This window comes from Belnapia rosea, assembly GCF_900101615.1.
In the GTDB taxonomy this organism is placed as follows: domain Bacteria; phylum Pseudomonadota; class Alphaproteobacteria; order Acetobacterales; family Acetobacteraceae; genus Belnapia; species Belnapia rosea.
This window is the reverse complement of the sequence record NZ_FMZX01000033.1, coordinates 1-22640: the sequence shown is the minus strand read 5'-3', so window position 1 is coordinate 22640 and position 22640 is coordinate 1. Positions and strand designations below refer to the sequence as shown.

General features: G+C 64.8%; 22 protein-coding genes. 6 read left to right on the top strand and 16 right to left on the bottom strand.

Translation table 11 applies throughout. From position 1 onward, the window contains the following. Positions 1-3 precede the first annotated feature (3 nt). Genes BLR02_RS25440 through BLR02_RS25425 form a run of 4 tightly spaced genes read left to right on the top strand, consistent with a single transcriptional unit; the run spans position 4 to position 4604 of the window. The gene (locus tag BLR02_RS25440) at positions 4-1206 is read left to right on the top strand and encodes an ABC transporter substrate-binding protein (RefSeq protein WP_090665117.1); all 1203 of its coding nucleotides are present in this window, start codon (positions 4-6) and stop codon (positions 1204-1206) included. 2 nt (positions 1207-1208) lie between these two features. Continuing rightward, on the top strand, positions 1209-2099 hold the full coding sequence (locus BLR02_RS25435) for a branched-chain amino acid ABC transporter permease (protein WP_090665116.1): 891 nt from the start codon (positions 1209-1211) through the stop codon (positions 2097-2099). Further along, positions 2096-3901 (top strand): branched-chain amino acid ABC transporter ATP-binding protein/permease, encoded by a 1806-nt coding sequence (locus BLR02_RS25430; RefSeq protein ID WP_090665115.1) that lies wholly within the window; start codon positions 2096-2098, stop codon positions 3899-3901. The genes BLR02_RS25435 and BLR02_RS25430 overlap by 4 nt, the downstream gene beginning before the upstream one ends. Beyond that, positions 3894-4604: an ABC transporter ATP-binding protein gene (locus BLR02_RS25425; RefSeq protein ID WP_090665114.1), complete on the top strand. Its 711-nt coding sequence runs from the start codon at positions 3894-3896 to the stop codon at positions 4602-4604. The genes BLR02_RS25430 and BLR02_RS25425 overlap by 8 nt, the downstream gene beginning before the upstream one ends. A 50-nt stretch (positions 4605-4654) precedes the next feature. Here BLR02_RS25425 and BLR02_RS25420 read toward each other — a convergent pair whose 3' ends face one another. Next, positions 4655-5344 carry an enoyl-CoA hydratase/isomerase family protein gene (locus BLR02_RS25420; protein ID WP_218128063.1) on the bottom strand — a complete coding sequence of 230 codons (690 nt, stop codon included), beginning with the start codon at positions 5342-5344 and terminating at the stop codon, positions 4655-4657. A gap of 68 nt (positions 5345-5412) precedes the next feature. Then, on the bottom strand, positions 5413-6561 hold the full coding sequence (locus BLR02_RS25415; RefSeq protein WP_218128062.1) for an iron-containing alcohol dehydrogenase: 1149 nt from the start codon (positions 6559-6561) through the stop codon (positions 5413-5415). A gap of 332 nt (positions 6562-6893) precedes the next feature. Here BLR02_RS25415 and BLR02_RS25410 point away from each other — a divergent pair, with 332 nt between their 5' ends. Beyond that, positions 6894-8132 carry an ABC transporter substrate-binding protein gene (locus BLR02_RS25410; RefSeq protein ID WP_090665112.1) on the top strand — a complete coding sequence of 413 codons (1239 nt, stop codon included), beginning with the start codon at positions 6894-6896 and terminating at the stop codon, positions 8130-8132. A 609-nt stretch (positions 8133-8741) separates the two neighbouring features. Here the strand turns inward: BLR02_RS25410 and BLR02_RS25405 are convergent. The 10 genes from BLR02_RS25405 to BLR02_RS25360 form a co-directional block, all read right to left on the bottom strand. Continuing rightward, entirely contained in the window at positions 8742-9149 is a 408-nt protein-coding gene (locus BLR02_RS25405; RefSeq protein ID WP_176849822.1) for a VOC family protein, read from the bottom strand. 88 nt (positions 9150-9237) lie between these two features. Beyond that, positions 9238-10491, bottom strand: a complete 1254-nt coding sequence (locus BLR02_RS25400; RefSeq protein ID WP_245704954.1) for an ABC transporter substrate-binding protein — start codon at positions 10489-10491, stop codon at positions 9238-9240. A gap of 49 nt (positions 10492-10540) precedes the next feature. Continuing rightward, positions 10541-12166, bottom strand: a complete 1626-nt coding sequence (locus BLR02_RS25395) for a flavin-containing monooxygenase (RefSeq protein ID WP_090665110.1) — start codon at positions 12164-12166, stop codon at positions 10541-10543. A gap of 28 nt (positions 12167-12194) precedes the next feature. After that, a complete protein-coding gene (locus BLR02_RS25390) occupies positions 12195-13388 on the bottom strand; it encodes an ABC transporter substrate-binding protein (protein WP_245704953.1) in 1194 nt (397 codons plus the stop codon). 99 nt (positions 13389-13487) lie between these two features. After that, positions 13488-14474, bottom strand: a complete 987-nt coding sequence (locus tag BLR02_RS25385; protein ID WP_090665108.1) for a Bug family tripartite tricarboxylate transporter substrate binding protein — start codon at positions 14472-14474, stop codon at positions 13488-13490. 77 nt (positions 14475-14551) lie between these two features. Continuing rightward, positions 14552-15352, bottom strand: a complete 801-nt coding sequence (locus BLR02_RS25380) for a glucose 1-dehydrogenase (protein WP_218128061.1) — start codon at positions 15350-15352, stop codon at positions 14552-14554. A 20-nt stretch (positions 15353-15372) separates the two neighbouring features. After that, complete coding sequence (locus BLR02_RS25375; RefSeq protein WP_090665106.1) at positions 15373-16626, bottom strand: ABC transporter substrate-binding protein; 1254 nt, start codon at positions 16624-16626, stop codon at positions 15373-15375. 28 nt (positions 16627-16654) lie between these two features. Further along, positions 16655-16954 carry a hypothetical protein gene (locus BLR02_RS25370; protein ID WP_090665105.1) on the bottom strand — a complete coding sequence of 100 codons (300 nt, stop codon included), beginning with the start codon at positions 16952-16954 and terminating at the stop codon, positions 16655-16657. A 126-nt stretch (positions 16955-17080) separates the two neighbouring features. Then, a complete protein-coding gene (locus tag BLR02_RS25365) occupies positions 17081-17848 on the bottom strand; it encodes an SDR family NAD(P)-dependent oxidoreductase (protein ID WP_090665104.1) in 768 nt (255 codons plus the stop codon). Further along, positions 17845-18888, bottom strand: a complete 1044-nt coding sequence (locus BLR02_RS25360) for an alpha/beta hydrolase (RefSeq protein ID WP_245704952.1) — start codon at positions 18886-18888, stop codon at positions 17845-17847. Before BLR02_RS25360 ends, BLR02_RS25365 begins: the two co-directional genes overlap by 4 nt. Before the next feature lie 375 nt (positions 18889-19263). Between BLR02_RS25360 and BLR02_RS25355 the strand changes: the two genes are divergently transcribed. After that, positions 19264-20268 carry a LacI family DNA-binding transcriptional regulator gene (locus tag BLR02_RS25355; RefSeq protein ID WP_176849821.1) on the top strand — a complete coding sequence of 335 codons (1005 nt, stop codon included), beginning with the start codon at positions 19264-19266 and terminating at the stop codon, positions 20266-20268. Between the two features lie 290 nt (positions 20269-20558). Here the strand turns inward: BLR02_RS25355 and BLR02_RS30170 are convergent, their stop codons facing one another. The 4 genes from BLR02_RS30170 to BLR02_RS25340 form a co-directional block, all read right to left on the bottom strand. Then, positions 20559-20987 carry an IS1595 family transposase gene (locus BLR02_RS30170; protein WP_245704955.1) on the bottom strand — a complete coding sequence of 143 codons (429 nt, stop codon included), beginning with the start codon at positions 20985-20987 and terminating at the stop codon, positions 20559-20561. Continuing rightward, positions 20954-21502, bottom strand: coding sequence for a transposase (locus BLR02_RS30165; RefSeq protein ID WP_218128060.1), 549 nt, complete (start codon positions 21500-21502; stop codon positions 20954-20956). Before BLR02_RS30165 ends, BLR02_RS30170 begins: the two co-directional genes overlap by 34 nt. Positions 21503-21596: 94 nt before the next feature. Then, positions 21597-22094, bottom strand: coding sequence for an LOG family protein (locus tag BLR02_RS25345; RefSeq protein WP_218128059.1), 498 nt, complete (start codon positions 22092-22094; stop codon positions 21597-21599). A 248-nt stretch (positions 22095-22342) separates the two neighbouring features. Then, on the bottom strand, positions 22343-22640 hold a 298-nt coding region (locus BLR02_RS25340), incomplete at its 5' end, for an IS66 family transposase (protein WP_143018304.1).

Here is a 22640-nt window from a genome sequence, read left to right as displayed (position 1 = left end):
AGCATGAAGATCAACCGCAGGAGCCTGGCTCTGGGTGCCGCCGCGTTGACGCTGCCCGGCCTGGTCCGGGCGCAGTCCGGCACCATCAAATTCGGCTTCACCGCCGCGCTCACCGGCCCGTTCAACGAATTCGGCGAGGGCATCAATCGCGGCGCACAGATCGCGGTGGAGGAATGCAACAAGGCTGGCGGCATCAATGGCCGCATGGTGGAACTGGCCGAGGTACTGGACGACCAGCTGGTGCCGGATCGCGCGGTGCAGAACCTGCGCCGCATCCTCGACAACCGGGAGATCGTCGGGTTGATGTGCCCCTCGGGCTCTGGTCCCACCTTGGCAATCGCGGACATGATCCAGGCCGACGGTCGGCCAATCATCAACCCGCAGGCGCAGACGCCTACCATCGTTTACCCTAATGGTCCGGACAAGCCGCCGCGGCCCAACCTGTTTTCCATCTCTATCGGCAATTTGGTGGAGTCCGAGAAACTGGCGGCGGCCCTGTCGGAGTTTACCCGCATCGGCATCTTGCATGAGAGCACCGGTTACGGCGTGACCGGCGCCGACCTGGTGCGGCGGGAGATTATGCGGCGCAAGCCGGCCGCGCGGGTGACGGTGGAAAGCTACAACCAGCGCGCCCAGGACATGACCGCCCAGCTGGTCCGCGTGCAGCGCGCCAATGCCGAGGCGATGCTGGTCATCGGGCTGGGCGCCGACTTCGCGGTGATCCGCCGTAACATGAGCCGGCTAAACATCAATCTCGCGCTGTTCGGCGCCGCCGGCGCGGTGACGGTGCCGTATATTGAAGGTGCCGGCGACTTGGTGGCGGGTACCCGTGCGGTGAACCATGCCGCCTTTGGGCGCCGCCCGATGCATGGCGCGGCGCAAAAATTCGCCGATCTCTACCGGGCGAAGTTCGGTACCGATCGCTGGTACGGTCCCGACGCTGCCAATCCGCTCATCTCACTCGCCGGCACCGTGGGCAGCGGCTATGATTGCATCAACCTGCTGATCGACGCGATCCGTCGTGTCAACTCCACCGCCGCCGCCGACGTGGTCCGCGCCCTGGACCAGACCAAGGATTATGAAGGCGCTACGATCAGCCGCATCAGCTTCACCTCGCAGAACCACGTGGCGCTGAAGCTGGAGGATCTCGGCACCTACGAGATGCTGAAGCGCGGCGACCGTGTGGTGCTGGAGCTCCGTGACTAGAGATGGATGACTTTTTCTTCTCGCTGCTGCTGGCTGGGATCAGCGTGGGCGCGGTCTATGCGCTCATCGCGCTCGGCCTGAACCTCACCTTCTGGACGACGAAAACGCTGAATTTCGGCCAGGGCTCGTTGATGATGCTTTGCGCCATGCTCACCGTTTTCATCTCTAGCCAGGGCCTCGCCATCACGCTGGCGGTGGTGGGCAGCCTCGCCGTCGTCGCGGCGCTCGGCGTGTTCATTGAGCGCTGGACGGTGCGCCCCGCCTTGGAGTCCAGCGGCGGCAGCATGGGCTGGGTGGTCTCTACTCTCGGCTTCGGGATCTTCCTGCAGGGCATGGCAGCGAAGTATTTCGGCTCCCAGGCCGTGGCCTTCCCCGACGTGGTGTTCACCGCGCAGGATTTCGTCACTGTGTTCGGGCAGTACATCTCCTTGCAGTACCTGGTGGTGCTGGCGGTCGCCGTCGCGCTGATCCTGGCTTTCGAACTTTTTATCCGCCGCACCGTCTGGGGCCAGGCAGTGCACGCCGTCTCGCTAGACCCGGAGCTTGCGCTGGTGCAGGGCATTCCGGTGCGGCGCCTGATCCTCGGCTCCTTTATGCTCTCCTCGATCCTGGCGGGGGTGGCTGGGGTGCTGATCGCCCAGATCGGCGGTACGGTAGACCCCGCCTTTGGCTTCGACCTGGTGCTGCTCGGCTTCGTCGCCGCGGTGCTGGGCGGCATGGGTAGCTCGCTCGGCGCGCTGGCTGGCGGGCTGCTGGTGGGGGTGATCAGCAAGCTGGTGGGCGGCTACGTTTCCACCGCGGCGGAACACGGCATCGCCTTTGCGTTACTGATGCTGGCGCTGGCCGTACGGCCACAAGGATTGTTTGGTCGGCCGGAGGTCAGCAAGGCATGAATGCTCTGCGATCGCGGCTGAGCGCAGTCGTCGCAGACTGGCGTGTGCAGGTGGCGCTGGTGCTGGCGCTGCTGCTGGCGGCGCCGCTGCTCTCCCCCGGCACCTTGCAGATCGCCAGCTTCGTGTTGGTGGCCGCAATCTTCGCCCAGAGCATCAACCTGCTCACCGGCCTCGCCGGACAGATCTCGCTCGGCCATGCTGGCTTCTTCGGCATTGGCGCCTATTGCACCGGCATCCTGGTGAAGACTCATGGGCTGGACGTCACGCTCGGCGTGCCGGCGGCGGTGCTGCTGGCGGGGTTGACTGGCTGGCTGCTGTCCTTTCCCGCAAACCGGGTGCGCGACGTCTACTTGGCGATGATGACGCTCGGCTTCGGCATGGTGTTCTTCGAAGTAGTTCGAGAATGGAATGAGCTGACCGGCGGCACCATGGGCCTGCCCGGCGTGCCTTCGGCGGCGCTGCGCACGCTCACGATTCTGGGCGTTAAGGTTGACGGGCTTCGCTACTTCCAGCTTGTCCTACTCGTAACCGCCGGGGTCATTCTGCTGGTGCGCAACCTGACGCAATCGCGCATCGGCCGTGCCTTCTACGCCATCCAGGTCAGTGAGGTCGCAGCCGGCAGCATCGGCATCCCGGCCGGCCGCACCAAGCAGCTGGCCTATGCGCTCTCGGGCGCACTGGCGGGGCTGGCGGGGGCGCTCTATGCCCATCTGGTCGGCTATCTCGGCCCGGAGAGCTTCGCCCTGCCGCGCTCTATCGAGGTGCTGGTCATTGCCATCGTCGGGGGCCTCGGCTCCATCGCGGGGCAGGTGCTGAGTGCTGTGCTGTTCACCTTCCTGCCCGAACGGCTGCAGGTCTTCGCCGAATGGCAGTTCATCGCCTATGGGCTGATCCTCACCTTCTCCCTATTGGTGCTGCCGCGTGGCATCGGCGGCCTGCTGTTCGACGCGCCGCGCTGTATCAAGCCGCGCGCCCTGACCCGCGCCGCTAGGCTGCGCGCCGATGCGACCGCGCTGCGCCCGGACGTTGGCGGCACCGCGCTGGAAGCCAAGGGCATCACCATGCGCTTCGGCGGATTGGTGGCAGTGGATGACGTCTCGCTGCGGCTGGAGCCGGGGCGGATCACCGCACTGATCGGCCCCAACGGCTCGGGCAAGAGCACGTTCGTCAACGTCGTCACCGGCATCTACCGGCCGGCCGCAGGGCAGGTGCGCTTCGGCGGCCGCGACATCACCGGCCTGCCCGATCACCAGGTGGCCACGGCCGGCGTGGTGCGCACCTTCCAGGACCCGCGCCTGGTGCCGCATTTCACGGTGCGGGAGAACCTGCTGCTCGGCGCGCACCGCCAGCTGCGCCACAGCGGCCTCGCCGCCACGCTGGCCCTGCCCGGCGCCATCGCTGAGGAAGCCGCGCAACTGGCGCTGGTGGAGGCCGTGCTGGCGCTGTCGGACCTCACCGAGGTGGCAGACCGGCCGATCGACACCCTGCCGTATGGAACCCGCCGCATGGCCGAGGTGGGCCGCGCCCTGCTCGCCCGCCCACGTGTCATCCTGCTCGACGAACCCGCGGCGGGGCTGTCCGAGACGGAGATGGACCGGCTCGCGCAGTTGATCCGCGACATGAGGGCGATGGGCATCGCCATCCTGCTCATCGACCATCACATGGATTTCCTGGCGGAGCTGGTGGACGAGGTGGTGGTGCTGGACAGCGGCCGGATGATCTACCACGGTGACATCGCCGGCATGCGCAGCGACGCGCAGGTGATAGCCGCCTATCTCGGCGACGAGGCCGCCCATGCTTGAGTTGCGCGATCTCTCGGTGCACTACGGCGCGGTGCGGGCTCTGGAAGGCGTCTCGTTCCAGGCCGCACCGGGTGGCATCACCGCCATTCTCGGTGCCAATGGCGCAGGCAAGTCGTCATTGATGCGGGCGGTCTCCGGCATCGCACCCGTGGTCGCCGGCCAGGTGCTGCTGGATGGCCAGGACATCACCGCCCTGCCACCGCCGGCACGGGCGCGGCTCGGCGTGGCGCACGCCATGGAGGGCCGCCGGCTGTTCCGCCAGCTCACAGTGGAGGACAACCTGAGGCTGGCCTGGAGCTTCGGCGCCCGCCGCGAGAAGCTGGCTGCATCCCTGGCCGAGGTCTATGCCCGCTTCCCTATCCTGGAGACCAAGGCGCGCACCGCCGCCGGGCTGCTTTCGGGCGGGCAGCAGCAGATGTTGATCCTGTCCTGTACCACCATTCGCAACCCGCGCTTCCTGCTGCTGGATGAGCCTTCGCTCGGCCTAGCGCCGATCATCGTCCAGCAGATCTACGGCTTCATCACTGACTACGCTGCAAAGAGCGGCATCGTCGTCATCATCGCCGAGCAGATGGCGGCACTGGCGCTGAAGGTCTCGCGCCAGGGGATGGTGCTGCGGCGCGGCCGGGTGGTGCTGGCCGGCGCCGGCGAGGAACTGCTACGCGGCCGGGACGGCACCACGCTGGCCGCCAGTTACCTGTAGGGGACCGCACCCGACCGGCCGCGGCAGCTGACGCGCCGCCCCCGGCGGGGCTATTCCGGCTGCTCCATCAGCGCCAAGCCCTCCATGGCCAGGCCGTAGCCCAGCAGATCCTGCATGCGCTTCCGCAGATGCTCGGTGAACATCAGCCTTGTGTAGCGTAGCAGCAGCGTTGGCTTCTGCGTCAGCCGACGGGCGTGTTCCCATGCCCGGTCCAGGACCTGTGCCTGGGGCAACACCTCGTTCACCAGGCCGAGGGCAAGCGCCTCCTGGGCGCTCAGCGTCTGACCGGTCAGCAGGAAGTAGCGGCCACGGTTCATCCCCATCAGCAGTGGCATGAGGATGTGCATGCCGTCCCCCGGCAGCATGCCCGACATGAAATGCGCCGAGTCCTGAAACTGCGCTGACTCGGAGGCCAGCACGATATCCGACAGCAGCGGGATCTCGCAATGCCGCCAAGCCGGACCGTTGATGGCGGCGATCACCGGTACCTCGATGTTCAGCAGGTTCATCAGCAGCGCGCGGCCTTCCCAGTGGACTCGGTCATAGGCCGCAGCGGTGATGCCTTGGGCTAACGAGCGCGTCGCGGCCGTGGCGCGGAGGCCGGAGAACTCCTCGCCCGTGCCGGTCAGGATCACCACGCGATTGTCGCGGTCACGCCCCACCTCGGCGAAGGCGTCCGGTAGCTCGCCATGCGGCACCAAGCCCCAGCGCAGCGGGCCGCCGTCGGTGTGAAGGCGCATCTCCAGGATGCCATCCTCGCGCCGCATCCTGAGGCACGAGAACTTGTCGCGGTAAGTCTCAAGTCGGCTCACGCCGCGAGCTCCAGGATTTCCATGACCTGCGCCGGCCCTTCGATGGGGCGCGGGTTGCGCGGCACCCAGGGTGTGGCCATGGCGCGTTCGGCGATGCGGGGGAAAGCGTCCCGCCCGATGCCGACCGCGTCCAGGCTGCGCGGCATGCCGAGCCCGGCGATCAGGGCGTGCAGCGCCTCCGCCGCTTCGCCGCCCGGGTGGCCCATGGCGGCAGCCACCCTCGCCTGGCGTTCTGCATTGGCCGCACGGTTCCAGCGCATTACCGCCGGCAGCATGATGCAGGAGGTGTGCCCATGCGGGATGTCGAAAGCGGCGCCCAGGACGTAACCGATACCATGGCTGGCGCCCATCGGCACGCCGGTCGCTAGCGGCGCCATGGACAGCCAGGAACCCAGCTGGCAATCCATCCTTGCGTCGAGGTCACTCGGGTCCGCCTTCACCCGCGGCAGGCCGGAGGCGAGCAGTCCCAGACCGTGCAGCGCCTGCGCATCGGCATAGGGCTGCGCCTCTGCGGAGCAGATCCCCTCGACGCAATGATCCACTGCGCGGATGCCGGTGGAGAGGAAAAGCCATTCCGGCGTCGCCAGTGTCATCGCCGGGTCGAGCACTACGGCGGCGGGGATGGTCCCCGGGTGATGGAACACTTCCTTCACCCGGCTGCGCTCATCCGTGACGCCAGCAAAGGCACTGAACTCGCCGGCCGAAAGGGTGGTGGGCACCGCCACTTGGCGCAGCCTCGGTGCCTGCGGCGGCGGGCCGCCAGGGCGCAGCCGGTCCATCGCCTCGGTGCTGTCGATGTCATTGGCGAGACAGAGCTGCACCGCCTTCGCCGCATCGGTGAGGGAGCCGCCCCCAACCGTGACGACCAGATCGGCGGTCGCCTCGCGCGCCATGCGGGTGGCGTCCAGCACGGCGCCGCGGGGCGAGTGCGCCGGCATGCCCTGGTATTGCGCCGCGAACCGGTGACCGAGTGCATCACGGATGCGCGCAACATGGTCGGTGTCCCGCGCGAGGGTGGCGCTTGCCATTACCAGGACGCGCGTGGCGCCCAGGCGCGCAGCCTGTTCAGCTACTGCCTGAGCCGCAGGCCGGCCGAATACCACCTCCTCCATCTGGCTGAACACCACGCGCCCGTTCCGGGTCATCGGCATTTCCTCCGTTGGCTGGGATAAGCATATCAACCTTCGCAGCACCTGCACCATGCTGCACTCGCTTACGAGCAGCAGCATGATGGCGCCGAGAACCATCCCCATCCGGCTGAGCCGGTCGGTGGCGTGGGTGAATAAGCGTCGAACTGGGACCCCTGCGGGATTCAGCTTACAGCTTTGATGAAACTCGAGAAAAGCAGCATAAGGTGAGGTTCCAATCAGCGCCGATCGGGACCCCACCCGCTCGCCAATTCAGCATTGAGTTCAGCTTCTTGTGGCCCCTTCCGACAGGGGGCTTGATCCAGCACCTATTTACAGGAGGAAACGCCATGAATTTGTTGCGCCGTCAGTTGCTCGGTACCGTCGGTGCGACCACGGCCCTGCCTTTGGCCAGAGCTCGCGCCCAGTTCGGCAGCACGCCACCGCTTCGCATCGGCGTGTTAAGCGACCAGTCAGGCCCATACAGCGGTGGCACCGGCGCCACTTCGATCGCCTGTGTCCGCCAGGCGATCGAGGAATTCGGTGCCACGTCCCGCGGCGTGGCGGTGGAAGTGCTCGTCGGCGATCACCAGAACAAGGCAGATGTCGGGGCCAGTATCTCCCGACAATGGTTCGACCGTGACGGCGTTGATCTGATCCTCGACGTCTCAAACAGCGCCGTGGCGCTGGCGGTGCATGGCATCGCGCGGGAGAAGGACCGCATTCACATCAACTCCTCCGCCGCCACAGCGGACCTCACCGGCCGGGTTTGCTCGCCGAACGGCATACACTGGACCTATGACACCTGGATGCTTGCAAATGGCACCGGCAATGCCGTGGTCCGCACCGGCGGCGATAGCTGGTTCTTCATCGTCGCTAACTTCGCCTTCGGCCATGCGCTGGAGCGAGACACGGCAAATGCGGTGCGCAAGGCCGGTGGCCGGGTGCTGGGCCGCGCTGCGCATCCGGCACCGGGCACCACGGATTACTCCTCCTACCTGCTGCAGGCACAGGCGAGCCGGGCCAAGGTAATCGGCCTGGCTCATGCCGGCGATGATGCGGTCAACACTATCAAGCAAGCGGCGGAGTTCGGCATCGTACGCAGTGGGCAGCGGCTCGCGGCGCTGCTGCTCTACATCAACGACGTTCACGCCATCGGCCTGCCCACCGCCCAGGGCCTGATGCTGACGGAGAGCTTCTACTGGGACCTAAACGAGCGCACCCGCGGCTTCACCCAGCGGGTCCTGCCAAAGACCGGCGGGCAGCGGCCCAACATGAGCCAGGCCGGCTGCTATTCGGCCACGCTGCATTACCTGAAGGCCGCTGCGGATATGGGCGTGGCCGAGGCGAAGCGCAGCGGCGCTGCGACCGTCGCCCGCATGCAGGCGATGCCAACCGATGACGATGTCTTTGGCCCCGGCCGGATCCGTCAGGATGGCCGCAAGCTTCACCCGGTCTATCTGTTTCGGGTCAAGACACCGGAAGCCAGCCGTGGTCCTTGGGACTACTACGAATTGATGGCTACGACCGGGACTGAGGAGGCCTTCCGGCCCCTGGCCGAGGGTGGCTGCCATTTGATTGCCGGCTGATCCCGTAGGGGAGCCGAGGCAATTGGCTGGGCCCTGCCAACCCGCGAGGCAGGCTCAGCGAAGCACGTGGTCTCGTAAGTCTTCATCTTGTTGCGACCTTGCGACAGCTTGCCGCCGCGGCCACCGACCCGGCCATCCGGGACGGAGCAGGCGACCGGCAGCGCCGGGTCGTCCAAGGGTGGCAAACGGCCACGCCGGCACCGGGGTGCCAAGCGCGACCGCGAGACGGTGACCGCCGAGGCGGTGGTGAAGGTCGCGCCGCCCGCGGGCTCACGGTTCAGGGGCTATCAGGACATCCTGGTGCGCAAGCTGACCCTTACGCCCGAGGTGGTGCGCTACCGACGGGGGCGCTGGCTGACGCCGTCTGGTCAGACGGTGCTGGCACCATTGCCGGCGGGCATTGTCGGCGGCTTCGGTACAGGTATTTTGATTTTACCGCATTCCTACCGGTTCCACGCAACAAGGTGGCCACCATCGCCAGTTCCTAAAGTCAATCGCGTCTCGAACGGCCCGTCAATGAGGGTGCTGTGGGGTACCAATAATCGAGCTCGGGCCGCTGCCACCCGGGCTCGGAATGCCGCACCTCAATGGTGGTGCTCAGGCTGGCCTTCATGCCGTAATAGACGAACTGGCTGCCACAATAGTTTCCCTCCATAATGGCCTGCCACAGGCGGAGAACTCCGCCGTCACATCCGCCAGCGACCGGTCGCCATAATCGATCATGACGTGGTGCACGCCCTCATCATGGTCACGCAGAAACTCCCAATAGATCGATGGCCCATCGAGCGGCTGGATCAGCTCCCACATCATGCCCTTGGTCCAGGCAAGACCGAGTTTCATGCTGTACGCCATCGCTACCCCCCGGACCTTGGTCTCGCTCAGCAGCGGCGGTGCATAGGTGTACACGCGCCACGGGCCGACCCCCAGCTTGTTGGCGTAGCTTCCGAGCGCAGTGTCCAGGTCGCGGACGACGATCCCGACTTGGATGATATTCTGGGCAAGCCGGGTCTCCTGCATCGTGCCTCCTAGCGCTTTTCCACAGAAGCCGATCATGGGACCTGCTGGATGGTGCGGCGTCTCCTAGCGGCCCCGCTCGTCGACGGTCTCAAGTCCGTACCAGCGGACATCCTCCTTCGCTGATGGGACGAAAGCCATCCTCGGGCGTGAGGGTTTCGACCACCTTGAGCATATCCCATTCGTGCCGGCTTTCGGCCGGCTTCTTTGCCTCAAGAAGATAGACCGGGTGAAGCTTGCGCCCGTCCTCGCGGACGCGGCCCGGTCCAAAGCAGTCGTCATCGGTCGGCATGGCCTTCATGCGGGCAACCACTGCGGCCCCATCCAGCTTCGCCTCCGCCACGCCCATATCCGCCACCACCTTGAGATAGTGCATAGTCGATGAGTAAATGCCGGCCGTCACCATGTTGGGATACAGCTTCGGGGTCTTCGGCTGCACCCTGGCCTGCCATGAGCGGGTCCGATCGTTCAGATCCCAATAATAGGTCGCAGCGATCTGCAGCCCCTGCGCTTCCTGCAGCCCGAGGGAGTGGACCGTCGTGTCGTAAGTCAGCAGGCCAACAATCTTCATGCGGCGGGCAATGCCGAATTCGCGGGCCTGCTTTACGCAGGTGATGAGGTCCGCGCCCGAATTGCAGAGCCCCAACACCTTGGCGCCCGATGAACCAGCCCGGATTAGAAACGAGGAAAAATCCGTCGTCCCTGGGAATGGATGGAATACCGACCCAAAGACGCGGCCTCCGCCACCCTGCACAATTGCGGTGGTGTCACGCGCGAGCTGATGGCCGAAAGCATAGTCAGCACCCAGGAAGAACCAGCTGTCGCCGCCCTGCCGCAGGACTGAGGAGCCCACGGACCGCGCCAGCATCGCGGTATCCCACACCCAATGGATGGTATTCGGACTGCATTGGGCGCCGGTCAGGTCGCTGGTTCCGGGACCCGAGGCCAAGAAGACCTTGTTCTTCTCACGCACGATCGTATTCACCGCAAGCGAGGTGGCGGAGGTGGAGACTTCCACCAGCGCGTCTAACCCATCTTGATCGATCCATCGTCGCGCAGTCGCCACCGCGACATCGGCCCGGTTCTGGTGGTCGGCGACAAGCACGTCCACATCCCAGCCACGGGCGGAGACATTGAAATCCTCCAGCGCCTGCCGCGCGCAGACCTCTGATGGCCGACTCAGATCGGCATAGGGTCCGGACAGGTCAGCGATGATGCCAAGGCGCAGACGCGGCCTGCCTGCCCCGCTCACCTGGGCGCGTGCGGGTATGTTTGTTAGGGTACCGGCAGCGACCGCCGAACCCAACAGAGCCCGGCGAGTATGGTGTTTGGCTACCATCGTCATCCCTCGAGCTTTCAGGCGCCTCTTGCGCAGGACGCATCAAAATGGAGGCTCAGTCACTCAGCGCAAAACCGTCGTAGTTCCTCGCCGCAACATTGGCGCAGATCTCGCGGTAGCGTGCCATGCCGCCGGCATACGGCATGAAGATTCGCGGCTTTCCTGGTACGTTCGCTCCGAGATACCAAGAACTCACCGCCTGCGGCAGCAAGGTCGCATTGGCGGCGTCATTTACCTGCTCAACCCATTTTTCTACGGCGTCGGTCTGCGCCTCAATACGTGCGAGTTCGCGCTTGCGCATGTGCGCAATGCAGTCAGTGATCCACTCAACATGCTGCTCGATGGCTACGGGCATGTTGCACAGCACCGAAGGGCTGCCCGGCCCGGTAATGGTGAAGAGGTTGGGAAAGCCCGCCACCTGCAAGCCGAGGTAGCTGCGCGGGCCGGCCTCCCAAGCCTTGGCCAGCGGCAGGCCATTGCGACCTGCGATGTTCAGCTTCAGCAACGGGCCGGTCATCGCATCGTAGCCGGTAGCAAAGACGATGATGTCGAGCGGATACTCCGCGTCGCGGGTGCGGAGTCCAGTCGGCGTGATCGCCTCGATTGGAGCCCGGCGGACATCGACCAGAGTGACGTTTTCGCGGTTGAAGGTGGCGAAATAGTCGGTGTCGATCGGCGGCCGCTTGGCGGCATAGGGATGGTCGATATCAGCCAGCAGCGCCGCGGTCACCGGGTCTTTCACGATGGAGCGGATCTTGTTCTTCAGGAACTCGGCCGCGGTGTCGTTCGCCGCCTTATCCAGCAGCATATCGCGGAAGACGGCGCGGAACTGCAACCCGCCCTTGGCCCAGGCGGCTTCGTACAGCGTCTGGCGCTGCTCGGGCGTCACGTCCCAGGCCGAGCGGTCCTCGATGAAGAAGGCTTGGCCATTGGTGTTGCTGTGCATGATCCGACGGATCTCGGCATGGTTCTCCTTTACCCAGGCCTTGAATTCCGGCGTCAGCGGTGCGTTGTGAGCCGGCACGCTGTAATTGGCGGTGCGCTGGAATACAGTGAGGTGCGCTGCCGTTTCAGCAATGACCGGTGTCGCCTGGATGCCGGTGGAGCCGGTACCGATCAGGCCGACGCGCTTGCCCGTGAAATCTACGCCTTCATGCGGCCATTGTCCGGTGTGGTACCAATCGCCGCCGAATTCCTCGAGGCCCGGAAACTTCGGCACATTGGCGGTGGAGAGGCAGCCAACGGCGGTGATCAGGAATTGCGCCGTCAGCGTCTCTCCCGCCTCGGTGGTCACCGACCAGCGATTCGCCGCCTCGTCGTAGCGGGCACCGACCACGCGGGTGCTGAAGCGGATGTCCTTCTTCAGGTCGAATCGGTCGGCCACATGGTTCAGGTAGCGACGGATTTCCGCATGGTCCGGATAGCGCTCGGTCCATTCCCACTCCTCAAAGAGCTCCTTCGAAAATGTGTAGTTATAAGCATGGCTTTCGGAGTCGCAGCGGGCGCCGGGGTAGCGGTTCCAGTACCAGGTGCCACCCACGCCATCGCCGGCTTCCAGCACCTGTACATTCAGCCCAAGCCGGTCACGCAGGCACAGCAGCTGGTACAGGCCAGAAAATCCGGCGCCTATGATGAGGGCGTCGTACTCGCGGGCGGCAGGAGCGGGGTTCACGTCGGGCATGGCGGGACAGTTCTCCTCGGGACAATGATCAAACCAGCGGACAGCCGCCTTCGGCCATGGGCCGGAAGGCCTCCTCGGCCGGGGTGGTGCCGACAAGTTTGTAGTAGTCAAAGGGTGCCTTGGATTCCTCGGGCTTTTTCACCTCGAACAGATAAGCCGGATGCAGCTTACGGCCATCGGCGCGGATGCTGCCGGGGCCGAAGCAGTCGTCATCGGTCGGCATCGCCTTCATCCGCAGCACCGTCTCCAGCCCGCTGGCCTTGGCCCGGACCGCGTCCATGTCGGCGACCGCTTTCAGGTAATGCAGCGTGGCGGCGTAGCCGCCGGCGTTCATTTGGTTGAGGCTGTTGCCGGCCAGCCTGCCACGCACCCGATCCATGAAGGCGCGGGTGCGATCGTTCAGGTCCCAGTAGAAGCTTTCCGCCAGCACGAGGCTCTGAGCGGTCTGCAGCCCCATGGTGTGGATGTCGGTTAGATAGGCCAGCATCAACGCAACGCGGATGCCGCGCCGGCCCAGGCCGAATTCCTGCGCTTGCTTCACGCAGTTCACCGTGTCGTTGCCAGCATTCGCCAGGGCCAGGACCTTGGCGCCGCTGGCCTGGGCCTGCAGCATCTGCGAGGAGAAATCCGTCGTCTGCGGGAAAGGATAGCGCACCGCACCCAGCACCCGGCCGCCAGCCTGCCGAACGAACTGCGTGGCGTCACGTTCGATTTGGTGCCCGAACGCGTAATCAGCGGTGATGAAAAACCAGCTGTCGCCGCCATTCCGCACCATGGCTTGGCTGGTAGACTTGGCGAGCATGTAGGTGTCGTAGGTCCAATGCACCGTGTTAGGCGAGCACTGCGCCCCAGTGAGGGCGGCGGTCGAGGCGCCGGATGCCAGGAAGACTTTGTTCTTCTCTCGCGCCACACTGCTCACGGCTAGACCAACGGCGGAGTTGTTTACATCTACAATGGCATCCACGCCACGCCGATCAAACCATTCCCGTGCGGTGTTAACGCCCACATCTGGCTTGTTCTGGTGGTCGGCCTGGAGGACCTCGACGCGCAGTTCTGGCCGCAGCACACGCATCTCCTCCACCGCCTGTTGCACGCAGGCGAGCGTGGTGGGGCCCGACCAGTCGCGATAAGGCCCTGAGAAGTCCGAGAGAACGCCGAGCCGGATCACCGTTGGCGCCTGGGCACTGCTGGGCACCACTGGCGACGTGGAGAGGCCAGCCATAACGGCCACAATGGCACGGCGTGTCGTAGAGGGGACCATTTGTGCTGCCTCCCGGTGTCAGGCAATGGCAGCCGCCCGTTTCCGGACGGCCGGACGGGGTCAATCGGCTCGGATATTCTTCGCTCGCACGATTTCGCGGTAGACACGGTAGTCGTGCATGATGCGGGAGGTGAAATGCTCCGGCGTATCCGCCGCCGCGACCCACCCAATATCCTGCAAGCGCTCACGCAGCTGCGGGCTCTGCTGTGCCCGGCGATTGGCGTCGGCGAGGCGCTCGATCACCGCTGGCGGCGTCCCCCGCGGCACCAGCAAGCCAAACCAGTTCGGATAGACGAAGTCGCCGAAGCCGGACTCTACCATCGTCGGCACGTCGGGAAGAATCGATGACCGCTGCGCCGACAGTACCGCAATGCCTTTGAGTCGCCCGTCGCGCACAGTCTGCTCGTACATCGGAAGTGCATCGATGATGAGATGGGTGGTCCCAGCCAGCATGTCCTGGCTCGCTGGCCCAGCGCCGCGATAATGCACCGCCTCGATCTCGATGCCGGTCGCATTCTTAAACAACTCCATCACGACATGGGTGATGCCGCCCGAGCCTGTGCTGGCATAACTGAACTTGCCAGGATTCGCCTTTAGCAAAGCAATCAACTCGGTCAGGGTGGTCACGCCGAGCTTCGGATGTGCAACCAGTAGCAAATCGCCGGTGATGGCGGTGGCGACTGGCACCAGATCCTTGAGCGGGTCGACCGGCATGGTTGTGTAGGTATGCGGGTTGATGGCGACCTGCCCGACATTGACCAGCGTCAGGGTATGGCTGTCGGTCGAGCGAGCGACGAAATCCATGGCGAGATTGCCATTCGCGCCGGGCCGATTGTCAACCACAACGGGAACGCCAAGTATTTCGGCCATGCCCGGCGCTAGCATGCGGGATAGCACGTCGGTCGGTCCGCCCGGCGCGAAGCCGACCATCATCCGGATTGGTCGGTTTGGCCAGGCTGGTTGCGCTAGGGCGGGCGCCGCGAGCGCAACGCCGGCCGCAGCGCCGGCCAGCAGCACGCGTCGCCGTGCGATCACATGGTCATACATGATCGAATATTTTCCCCCTGTGAGGGCCGCCCTCTGTGAGCAGCCTTAGCAACGCATGTCCTTGGCTGTGCCGGATGCTATCCGGCGGCAACGGTGCGCAAAGCGCTCGGACTGGCGCCACGCCCACCATCAATGAGGTACTGCCCGCCGGTGATGCTGCCGGCGAGCTCGGAGCTGAGGAATAGCACCAAGTTTGCTATCTCCTCGGGCGTGGAGTAGCGGCCGATGGGAATCGTGGACTGATACCGTTCTCGCACGCTGTTGCTTCCCTCGGTGCTGGTCTGCGCCTCCAGCGAATGGATCATTCGCGTGTCCGTCGGTCCAGGACACACGGCATTTACCCGGATGCCGTTGCGGCCGTATTCACTAGCGGCGGTTCGGGTCAACCCAATCACGCCATGCTTCGAAGCGACGTAGCCGGAAAGACCCGGCGACCCGGCAATCCCGGCCGTTGAGGCGGTGTTCACGATGGCGCCGCCCTGCTGCCGGAGCATGACTGGAATTACGTGCCGAAGGCCCAGGAAAACACCCTTCAGGTTGACCGCGATGACCGCGTCGAAAACATCCTCCTCATAGTCGCCAGTCAACGCGATCTTGCCCTCGATGCCGGCGTTGTTGAAAAAGCAGTCGATGGTGCCATACGCGTCCAGCGTCGCCTTCACATAGCCCTGGACATCGGCGGATTTGGTGACGTCGGCCTGCACGAAGCAGGCCTCGCTCCCGGCTGCACGCACGAGCCGTGCGGTCTCCTCGCCGCCGACTGCATCACGGTCGACCACGGCCACACGTGCACCGCCCTGCGCGAAACCCAGGGAGGCAGCCCGTCCTATGCCGCCGGCTCCGCCGGTCACCAGTGCGACCTTGCCGCTGAAATCCATGGGCATTCTCCTATTTTTTGTTATCCGCGCACCAGCGGGCAGCCGCCTTCGTTCAGCGGACGGAAAGCGTCCTCCGGCGAGACTGTAGCGACGGTCTTCAGCAGGTCCCAGGAATGCTTGCTCTCGAACGGCTTCTTCGCTTCCAGGATGTAGACCGGATGCATCTTGCGGCCATCTTCACGTATGGTGCCCATGCCAAAGCAGTCATCATCAGTCGGCATTGACTTCATGCGCGCAATAGTCGCCCGGCCGTCCCGCTTCGCCTCTGCGATGCCCATGTCTGCAGCGGTCTTGAGGTAATGCGTCACGGCGGAGTAGATGCCAGCAGTGCCCATGTTGGGGTACAATGTGGGCGTCTTGGGCTGCACGCGCGCTTGCCAGGCACGTGTCCGGTCATTCAGGTCCCAATAGTAAGTAGCGGCGATCTGCATGCCTTGCGCGGTTTCCAGCCCGAGGGAGTGAATAACCGTATCGTAGGTGATCATGCCCACGATCCTCATGCTGCGATTCACGCCGAACTCGCGTGCCTGCTTCACGGTGTTGATGAGGTCCGCGCCCGAATTGCAGAGGCTCAGGACCTTGGCACGCGAAGATTGGGCGCGCAGCAGAAAGGCCGAGAAATCCGAAGTGCCCGGGAACGGATGGAACACACTGCCGGCGATTTTGCCGCCGCGAGCCTGCACCACCGCCGTGGTGTCCCGCACCATCTGGTGCCCGAAGGCATAGTCGGCGCCGAGGAAGAACCAACTGTCGCCGCCTTGCGCCAGCACTGTCGAGCCCAGCGACCGCGCGAGCATCGCGGTGTCCCAGACCCAATGGATTGTGTTCGGGCTGCAGGACGCGCCGGTCAGCTCGCTGGTTCCTGGCTCTGTCGCTAGGAAGACCTTGTTCTTCTCACGTGCCAACCCGTTAACCGCGAGGGCCGTTGCCGAAGTTGAAACGTCAACCAGTGCGTCGACGCCTTCCTGATCAAACCAGCGGCGCGCCGTGGCGGCGGCGATATCTGTCTTGTTCTGGTGGTCGGCGACCAGGATATCGACGTCCCACCCACGCCCCGAAACGCCGAAATCCTCCAAGGCCTGACGCGCGCAGGCCTCCGCAGGACGGCTCAGATCCGCATAGGGGCCGGAGAGGTCAGTGATGATGCCGAGGCGCAGCTTCGGCTTCGCCGCACCATCCGACTGCGCCCGCGTGGGACGTCCCGGCAGGACCGCCGCACCTGCGAGCGCAGCCGTGCCGAGCAGCGCCCGGCGCGATGTGCTCCTGAATTCCATTGCTTCAGTCCTGTCACTCGGGGCCATTTCAACTGACAGACAGGCTGTCGGCCGAAATGACCGCATCTGCTCCCTGTCCCGGCATCTCAGGCTTCTGGCCTGGCTTTGCCACTAGGAGATCCTCAGGCACGAAATGCCTCGTCATCCCCCAGTAGTCGAGCAGCCGCCAGGGCGAGGTGACCGTGATGCGGTTGCGGTCGTTCTTGTACCAGCTTGTCACGCCAGGATGCGCCCAGACCATGCTCTGGGCCTTCTCGTCGAGACGGTGGTTATATTGGTCATGGACGTCCTGGCGCACTTCCATGGTCGTGTAGCCTAGCTCGATCATTTCGCGTAACGCCTGAACGATGTACCGGACCTTGGCATTCCGTGTGGAAGATCACGGCAGGCTGGAAGTTCTGTGCCATGTCGACAAGTCCTTTGACTGCGGCGCCTGATCGGTCGCCATTCCGACTCAGCCTGCGGTGTAGCCACCATCGACGGTCAGTGTGGTTCCGGTGACGAAGCCCGAACGGTCTGAGCACAGCCACACCACGGCTTCCGCTATGTCGTCGGCGATCCCCAATCGGCGCATCGGCACCGTGGCCAGGATTTGGTCGCCACGGCGCGCCATCGCTTCGGCGACCATCGGCGTCTCAATGTAACCTGGGCAAACCGCGTTCACGCGGACGCCGGTGGCAGCGTGGTCGATGGCCGCAGCCCTGGTCAGGCCGATCACGCCATGCTTCGCCGCGACATAGGCGTTGGATCCGGGCAGGCCAACCAGGCCGGCGATGGAACTGGTGTTGACGATGACACCACCTCCCTGTCCCTCCATCGCCGCCAGCTCATGCTTCATGCAGAGCCAAACGCCAGTCAGGTTCACTGCCAGCATGCGATCCCAGGCCTGCTGGGAGATGTCCCCGACGCGCTGACCGCCCGCACCGACATGGACGGCCGCGACCCCGGCATTGTTGTAGGCGCAATCAAGCCGACCATAGGTCGTGACCACCGCCGCGACCATGGCCGTCACTTCATCGGGCTTGGTCACATCGGCGACGACCGCCTGTGCCTCACCGCCTGCTGCGCGGATCAGCTCGATGGTCTCGTCGGCGGCCGGACCTGAGAGGTCCGCAACGGTAATGAAAGCGCCCTCGCGCGCCATAACGATTGATGTCGCGCGCCCGATCCCAGAACCGCCGCCGGTGACCAGCGCCGATTTGCCCTCGAGGAGGCGGGTCATGGCGCCGCTCCGGCAGCAGTCCGCCAGGCATCGCGGAGCGCGGCCGCAATGAAGGCCAGAATGCCGTCCGTCGCGCCGATGACCTTGCCCATGGTTAAGATTCCATGGACTTGATCGCTCAGATGCAGTGTGGCGACTCGGACGCCATCACGTTCCAACCGCCAGGCGTATTGCCGGGCCTCGTCGCAAAGGGGATCGTGGCCGCAGGTCAGCACTAGCGCGGGGGGCGCCCCGTGAAGGTTAGGTGCCCGCAGCGGCGATGCGCGCCAATCCGTCCGTTGCGCCACGTCCGGCAAATAGTGGTCGACGAAGTACCGCATCGTCTTCGCGGTGACCGGCACGCCTTCCGTAATTCGCTCGTAGCTCTCCGCGCTCATGGTGAGATCGACCACGGGATACAACAGCGCCTGGAACACGCTAGGTGGCACGGTACCGTCGCGCCCCATCAGGGCGAGCACCGCGGCTAGATTGCCTCCGGCGCTGTCGCCTGCCACTGCAATTTGCGCTGCATCGATGTGCAATGCACCTGCATTGCCGGCGACCCAGGCGAGGGCCGCCATGCAATCCTCGATCGCGTCGGGGAAGGGGTGTTCGGGTGCCAGGCGGTAATCCACGGCGACGACGCAGCACCGGGCATCGTTAGCCAGTCGGCGGCACACCCCGTCATGGGAGTCTATGTCGCCGAAGACCCAGCCGCCGCCATGCAGATAGAGCAGGCAGGGCAGGACATTGGCCGCCGATGTATCCACGCCCCGGTAGAGCCGCAGAGGAACTTCCCCCGTCTTGCCCATTATCGTCACATCGCGCAGCTCGGCGACTTCGACCGGAGCTGGCTGCAACAGGGCGCGGCCTGCCGCGTAAGCGCGCCGCGCCGCCAATGGGGAGAGCACCTCGTAGGGCGGCCGCCCCGATTCCCGGATCAAGGTCAGCAGAGCTTGGGTATCGGGATGAACAGCCGGCATTGGCGTCCTCTTGGAAAGAACGAGATTTTCGCTCGACGAAAGCGACAGAGGCTCGAAATGGATGATGCCCGCACTCAACGGCAACGTTGCCCGGGTATGGGTCGCCTAAGTGAGCGGCCGGTCTATCCGTGATGGAAAGGTTCGTTGTGGATCTGCTTGCATCGACGCTTCCTCGGGCTCTTTGGCCCATTGCTCAATGTCAGCGGCTGGATACTGCCCCCGACCTGGTCGCAGTGGTAGCGCTAACTGCGCAAGGTTAGCGTTAACAAGAAAGGCTGCGCAACCCTTACCTGGCAGCTGGGGCGGCGGACCGGGTGTCTATGGTAAACCAAGCTGGTCATCAGGCAGGGCAGAATGAATTCAATGCTGAGACAACGAAGGCGCAGGAAGCCTCAGAAAGGAGGGACCGAGGATGCTGTGGCATCCAAGCCAAACGGTGTGCCTGCGCTGCGTATGGAGGATGTCGCGCGCCTTGCCGGCGTCTCGGTCATGACGGTGTCTCGCGCGCTCCGCACTCCCCCGGCGGTCGCCGCATCCACCCTTGCCAAGGTCCGTGCTGCATTAGAGGAAACGGGGTACCTGCCTAATCTGGTGGCGAGTGGGCTGGCTTCGTCCCGCACTCAGGTCGTCGCCGCGGTCATTCCGCTAATCAGCCAGCCTTTCGCGCCGACGCTGCAAAGCATGTCTGATGTCCTGCGTCGGGCGTCGTATCAACTCGTACTCGGCGTCAGCCACTACGACCCATTGCAGGAAGAAGCCTTGGTGCGCGCCTTCCTGTCCCGGCGCGTGGATGGGATCGCGCTGTTCGCAGGCGGGCACACGCCCCAGACGATCGCAATGTTGGAACAAGCTGGCGTTCCGCTCGTCGAGATGTGGGCTGACTCCGCGACTGAGTTCATTGTTGATGCGGTATCTGTGCCGCAGCGGCAAGGCGCGCAGGACGTTGTCCGCCATCTCCTTGCGCGCGGACGCCGGCGCATCGGCTTCATCGGTGGATCGACCCGGCACAATATCCGGGCACAGGCTCGGCTGGGCGGCTATCTGGATGGGTTGGCCGAAGCCGGGCTGCCACATGACCCTGCAGCCTGCGAAGAGGCCACGCACTTTTTAATGGAGGGCGGAGCGGCTGCCCTGGCACGTCTGTTGGAGCGGCGGCCACAACTCGACGCCATCTGTGTCGCCAGCGACATCCTCGCTGCCGGTGTGGTTTTCGAAGCGCACCGGCGTGGCCTCTCTGTTCCGCGCGATCTTGCAGTCGCTGGTTTCGATGACGCTGAGATCGCCCGCTCGATGTATCCCGCACTCACAACCATCGACATGAGGGCGGAGGACATGGGAAAGCGGGCCGCCGAGATGCTGCTCGAGCGCACCGGCCAGAGCAGCCGCGTTGACCTTGTCGCCATGCCATCGCGCATGCATGACCTCGGTCACACGCTTATCGTGCGCGAAAGTACCTGAGCCTTTGCTCCGATCGCTGATACCCGGCGCGCGGGTCTGCTGAATTACGCCGTTCCGACTGGCACGGCGGATCGTCGCGTTGCATGGGGCGGCGGCGTGGACGACCTGGAATCTGGCGGTTTGTCGCGACTGCGGCCGCGCCCTTCACTTGCGATAAGCCTCGCACGGAGCAAGTCAGTGATGCCCGCTCAAGCTCTTCTGCCACCGGCCGGCTGATACCGACATCTTCGTCGATATGGATGCCGACAATCAGACGTGGCTCTTATTGGGATCCGGGGTGATGGCGGCTGTTACACCACCAGAGCCGCGATGAGGGCGCCCAGGAGGGCTTTGCCCCGGCGCCGGGCGTTGTGCACGAACTCGAAGAAGCCGGGGTAGAGCGGCAGCTTTTCTTGCGAGATGCCCCGGTGCGGGCGGAGCCAGGAGCGCAGCAAGGACCACGTTCCCTCCATGGTGTTAACGTGGATCTCGCAGAAGCCGTCGCCATCCTCGTCACGCGCATACTCGCCACGGGCGTGGCAGACTGTCTTGTGCTGATAGCCCCAGACCGGCAGGCGGGCGTAGATGTCGTACTCGTCGGTGTGGATGCGGCCGCCTTTGGCGACGGCAGCCTCGATGATTGGCTGGATTGTCTTCTGCTGCACATTGGCCAGCATGCGCATGACCACCTGCCCACCGCGCTGGATCAGGCCGAGGATCGGCGGCTTGTCCTTCTCCAGTGTGCCGCGGCCCGGCGCTCCTGCCAGTCTGCGGCGGCGTCCAAACCGCCCCCTTTTGCGACGGCCGCAGGTTGGCCTTTGTGCCCGGCCACGACGTAGACCTTGTCGATCTCCACCTCGCCCTCCAGTCGCACGGCTGGAGCCTTGGCGACCAGGCCGCCGCGCAACTGCTCCGTCATGGCCTGCACGTCCGACCCGTCGAGGCCCAGTTCCTGGGCGATCTGCCGGTTGGAGAGGTTCAGCCCCATGAAGTACAGGCACAGCACCCACACCCGCAGCGGCTGGTGATGCCCGGCCAGCACCGTGCCGGTGAGGTCGTCGAAGCGCCCCGTGCAGGCCTTGCAGCGATACCGCTGGCGGTGGGCTTGGGTCTCGTCAAAGCCGTCGCGGACCACGCTACCGCTGCCGCAGGCAGGGCAGCGGACACCCTCCGGCCAGCGATGCTGGCGCACCAGGGCAAAGCACTTGGTGTCGTCGATCAGCGCCGAGAGGTTGACCAGATCCGGTACAGCCATGATGCGGAGGGCTCCTCGCGTGGGCCGGTTCGCTATCCCGCCCTCGCACACCATCACAGACCGCCTCCAGGCACGCTACCCAGCCCCGGGTCCATCACCCCGGATCCCAATAAGAGCCATAATGGAAAAGGAATGTCAGTTCGGGCGTCGAGTAGGCGTTTGGCTCCTGCTCGTGAGGCAGCACGATATTGAACCCAATCGACGGCGCCCCTGCGTCCTGGGCTCCCCGGTTGGCCGCCTCCATGATCCCCGGCCCGCCACCGGTAGCGATGACATTGTCTCGGATGCCCTCTCCGTCCCGGAAGGCTCCTCCCCGCTCCGACGCGATGCGACCGAAGGCCCGCGCCTGTTCGTACCAGAACGCATGCCGGCCAGGGCCGCCCTGACCTACGCGGGCGCTGCCAAATACCACGATGGTGGAACGCACCTGCCACGCGCGGAGCACCTCGTCCGCCTTGGCGAATTCCAACAAGAAACGAACTCCCCGCATCGACGGACCCAGCAGGAAGTCAGGATCAAGCACGGCCAAGCGGTAGGACGGGGATGCGAGTTGGGCAGCGTTTGGCTTGGCTTTGGAGGAGGTGTCGGTCATGTGGTCTCCTTGTAGGGAACAGTCGCTCAACTGGCCGGGCCTGAAAAAAGGTCAGCCCAAGCCTGTGAAGATGGATAAGGCGTTGCTGGTTTGGCCCAGCCAGGGCGAGCGTTGTCATCATCAGGTGTCCGAAAGCAGCGGCAGGGTTGGGCACTTGGCTCTCGGATTATCCCGCCAATCGTGCCTGCCCCGAGGGCAGTCCGGCGACGTAATTCCCCACCCCCTCTCTGACTTCTGCGGCGTAGCGGTCAGGCCGTGACAGTCGTCAGGATCGTGCCGAATACGCTAGTGTTCGGCGCGAGGCGGGCGGTGTCGACGACGGTGCGCACGTCCGCCTCGCCCTGAGCGGCCCACATCGCGCGATAGCCATTGGTGACCTTGCGCTGGATCACGGCGGGACGCAGGTCGCGCTCGCAGGCGTTGTTCGTCGCCCCGACCTGGCCAGGCCAGTCGACAAAGGTCAGAAGCTGGTCGCGCGCTCGCCGCAGCTTCGCTTGCAGCGCCCGCGTCAGCTCACACCCGCTGGGGGCTGCCAGGATAGCGTCC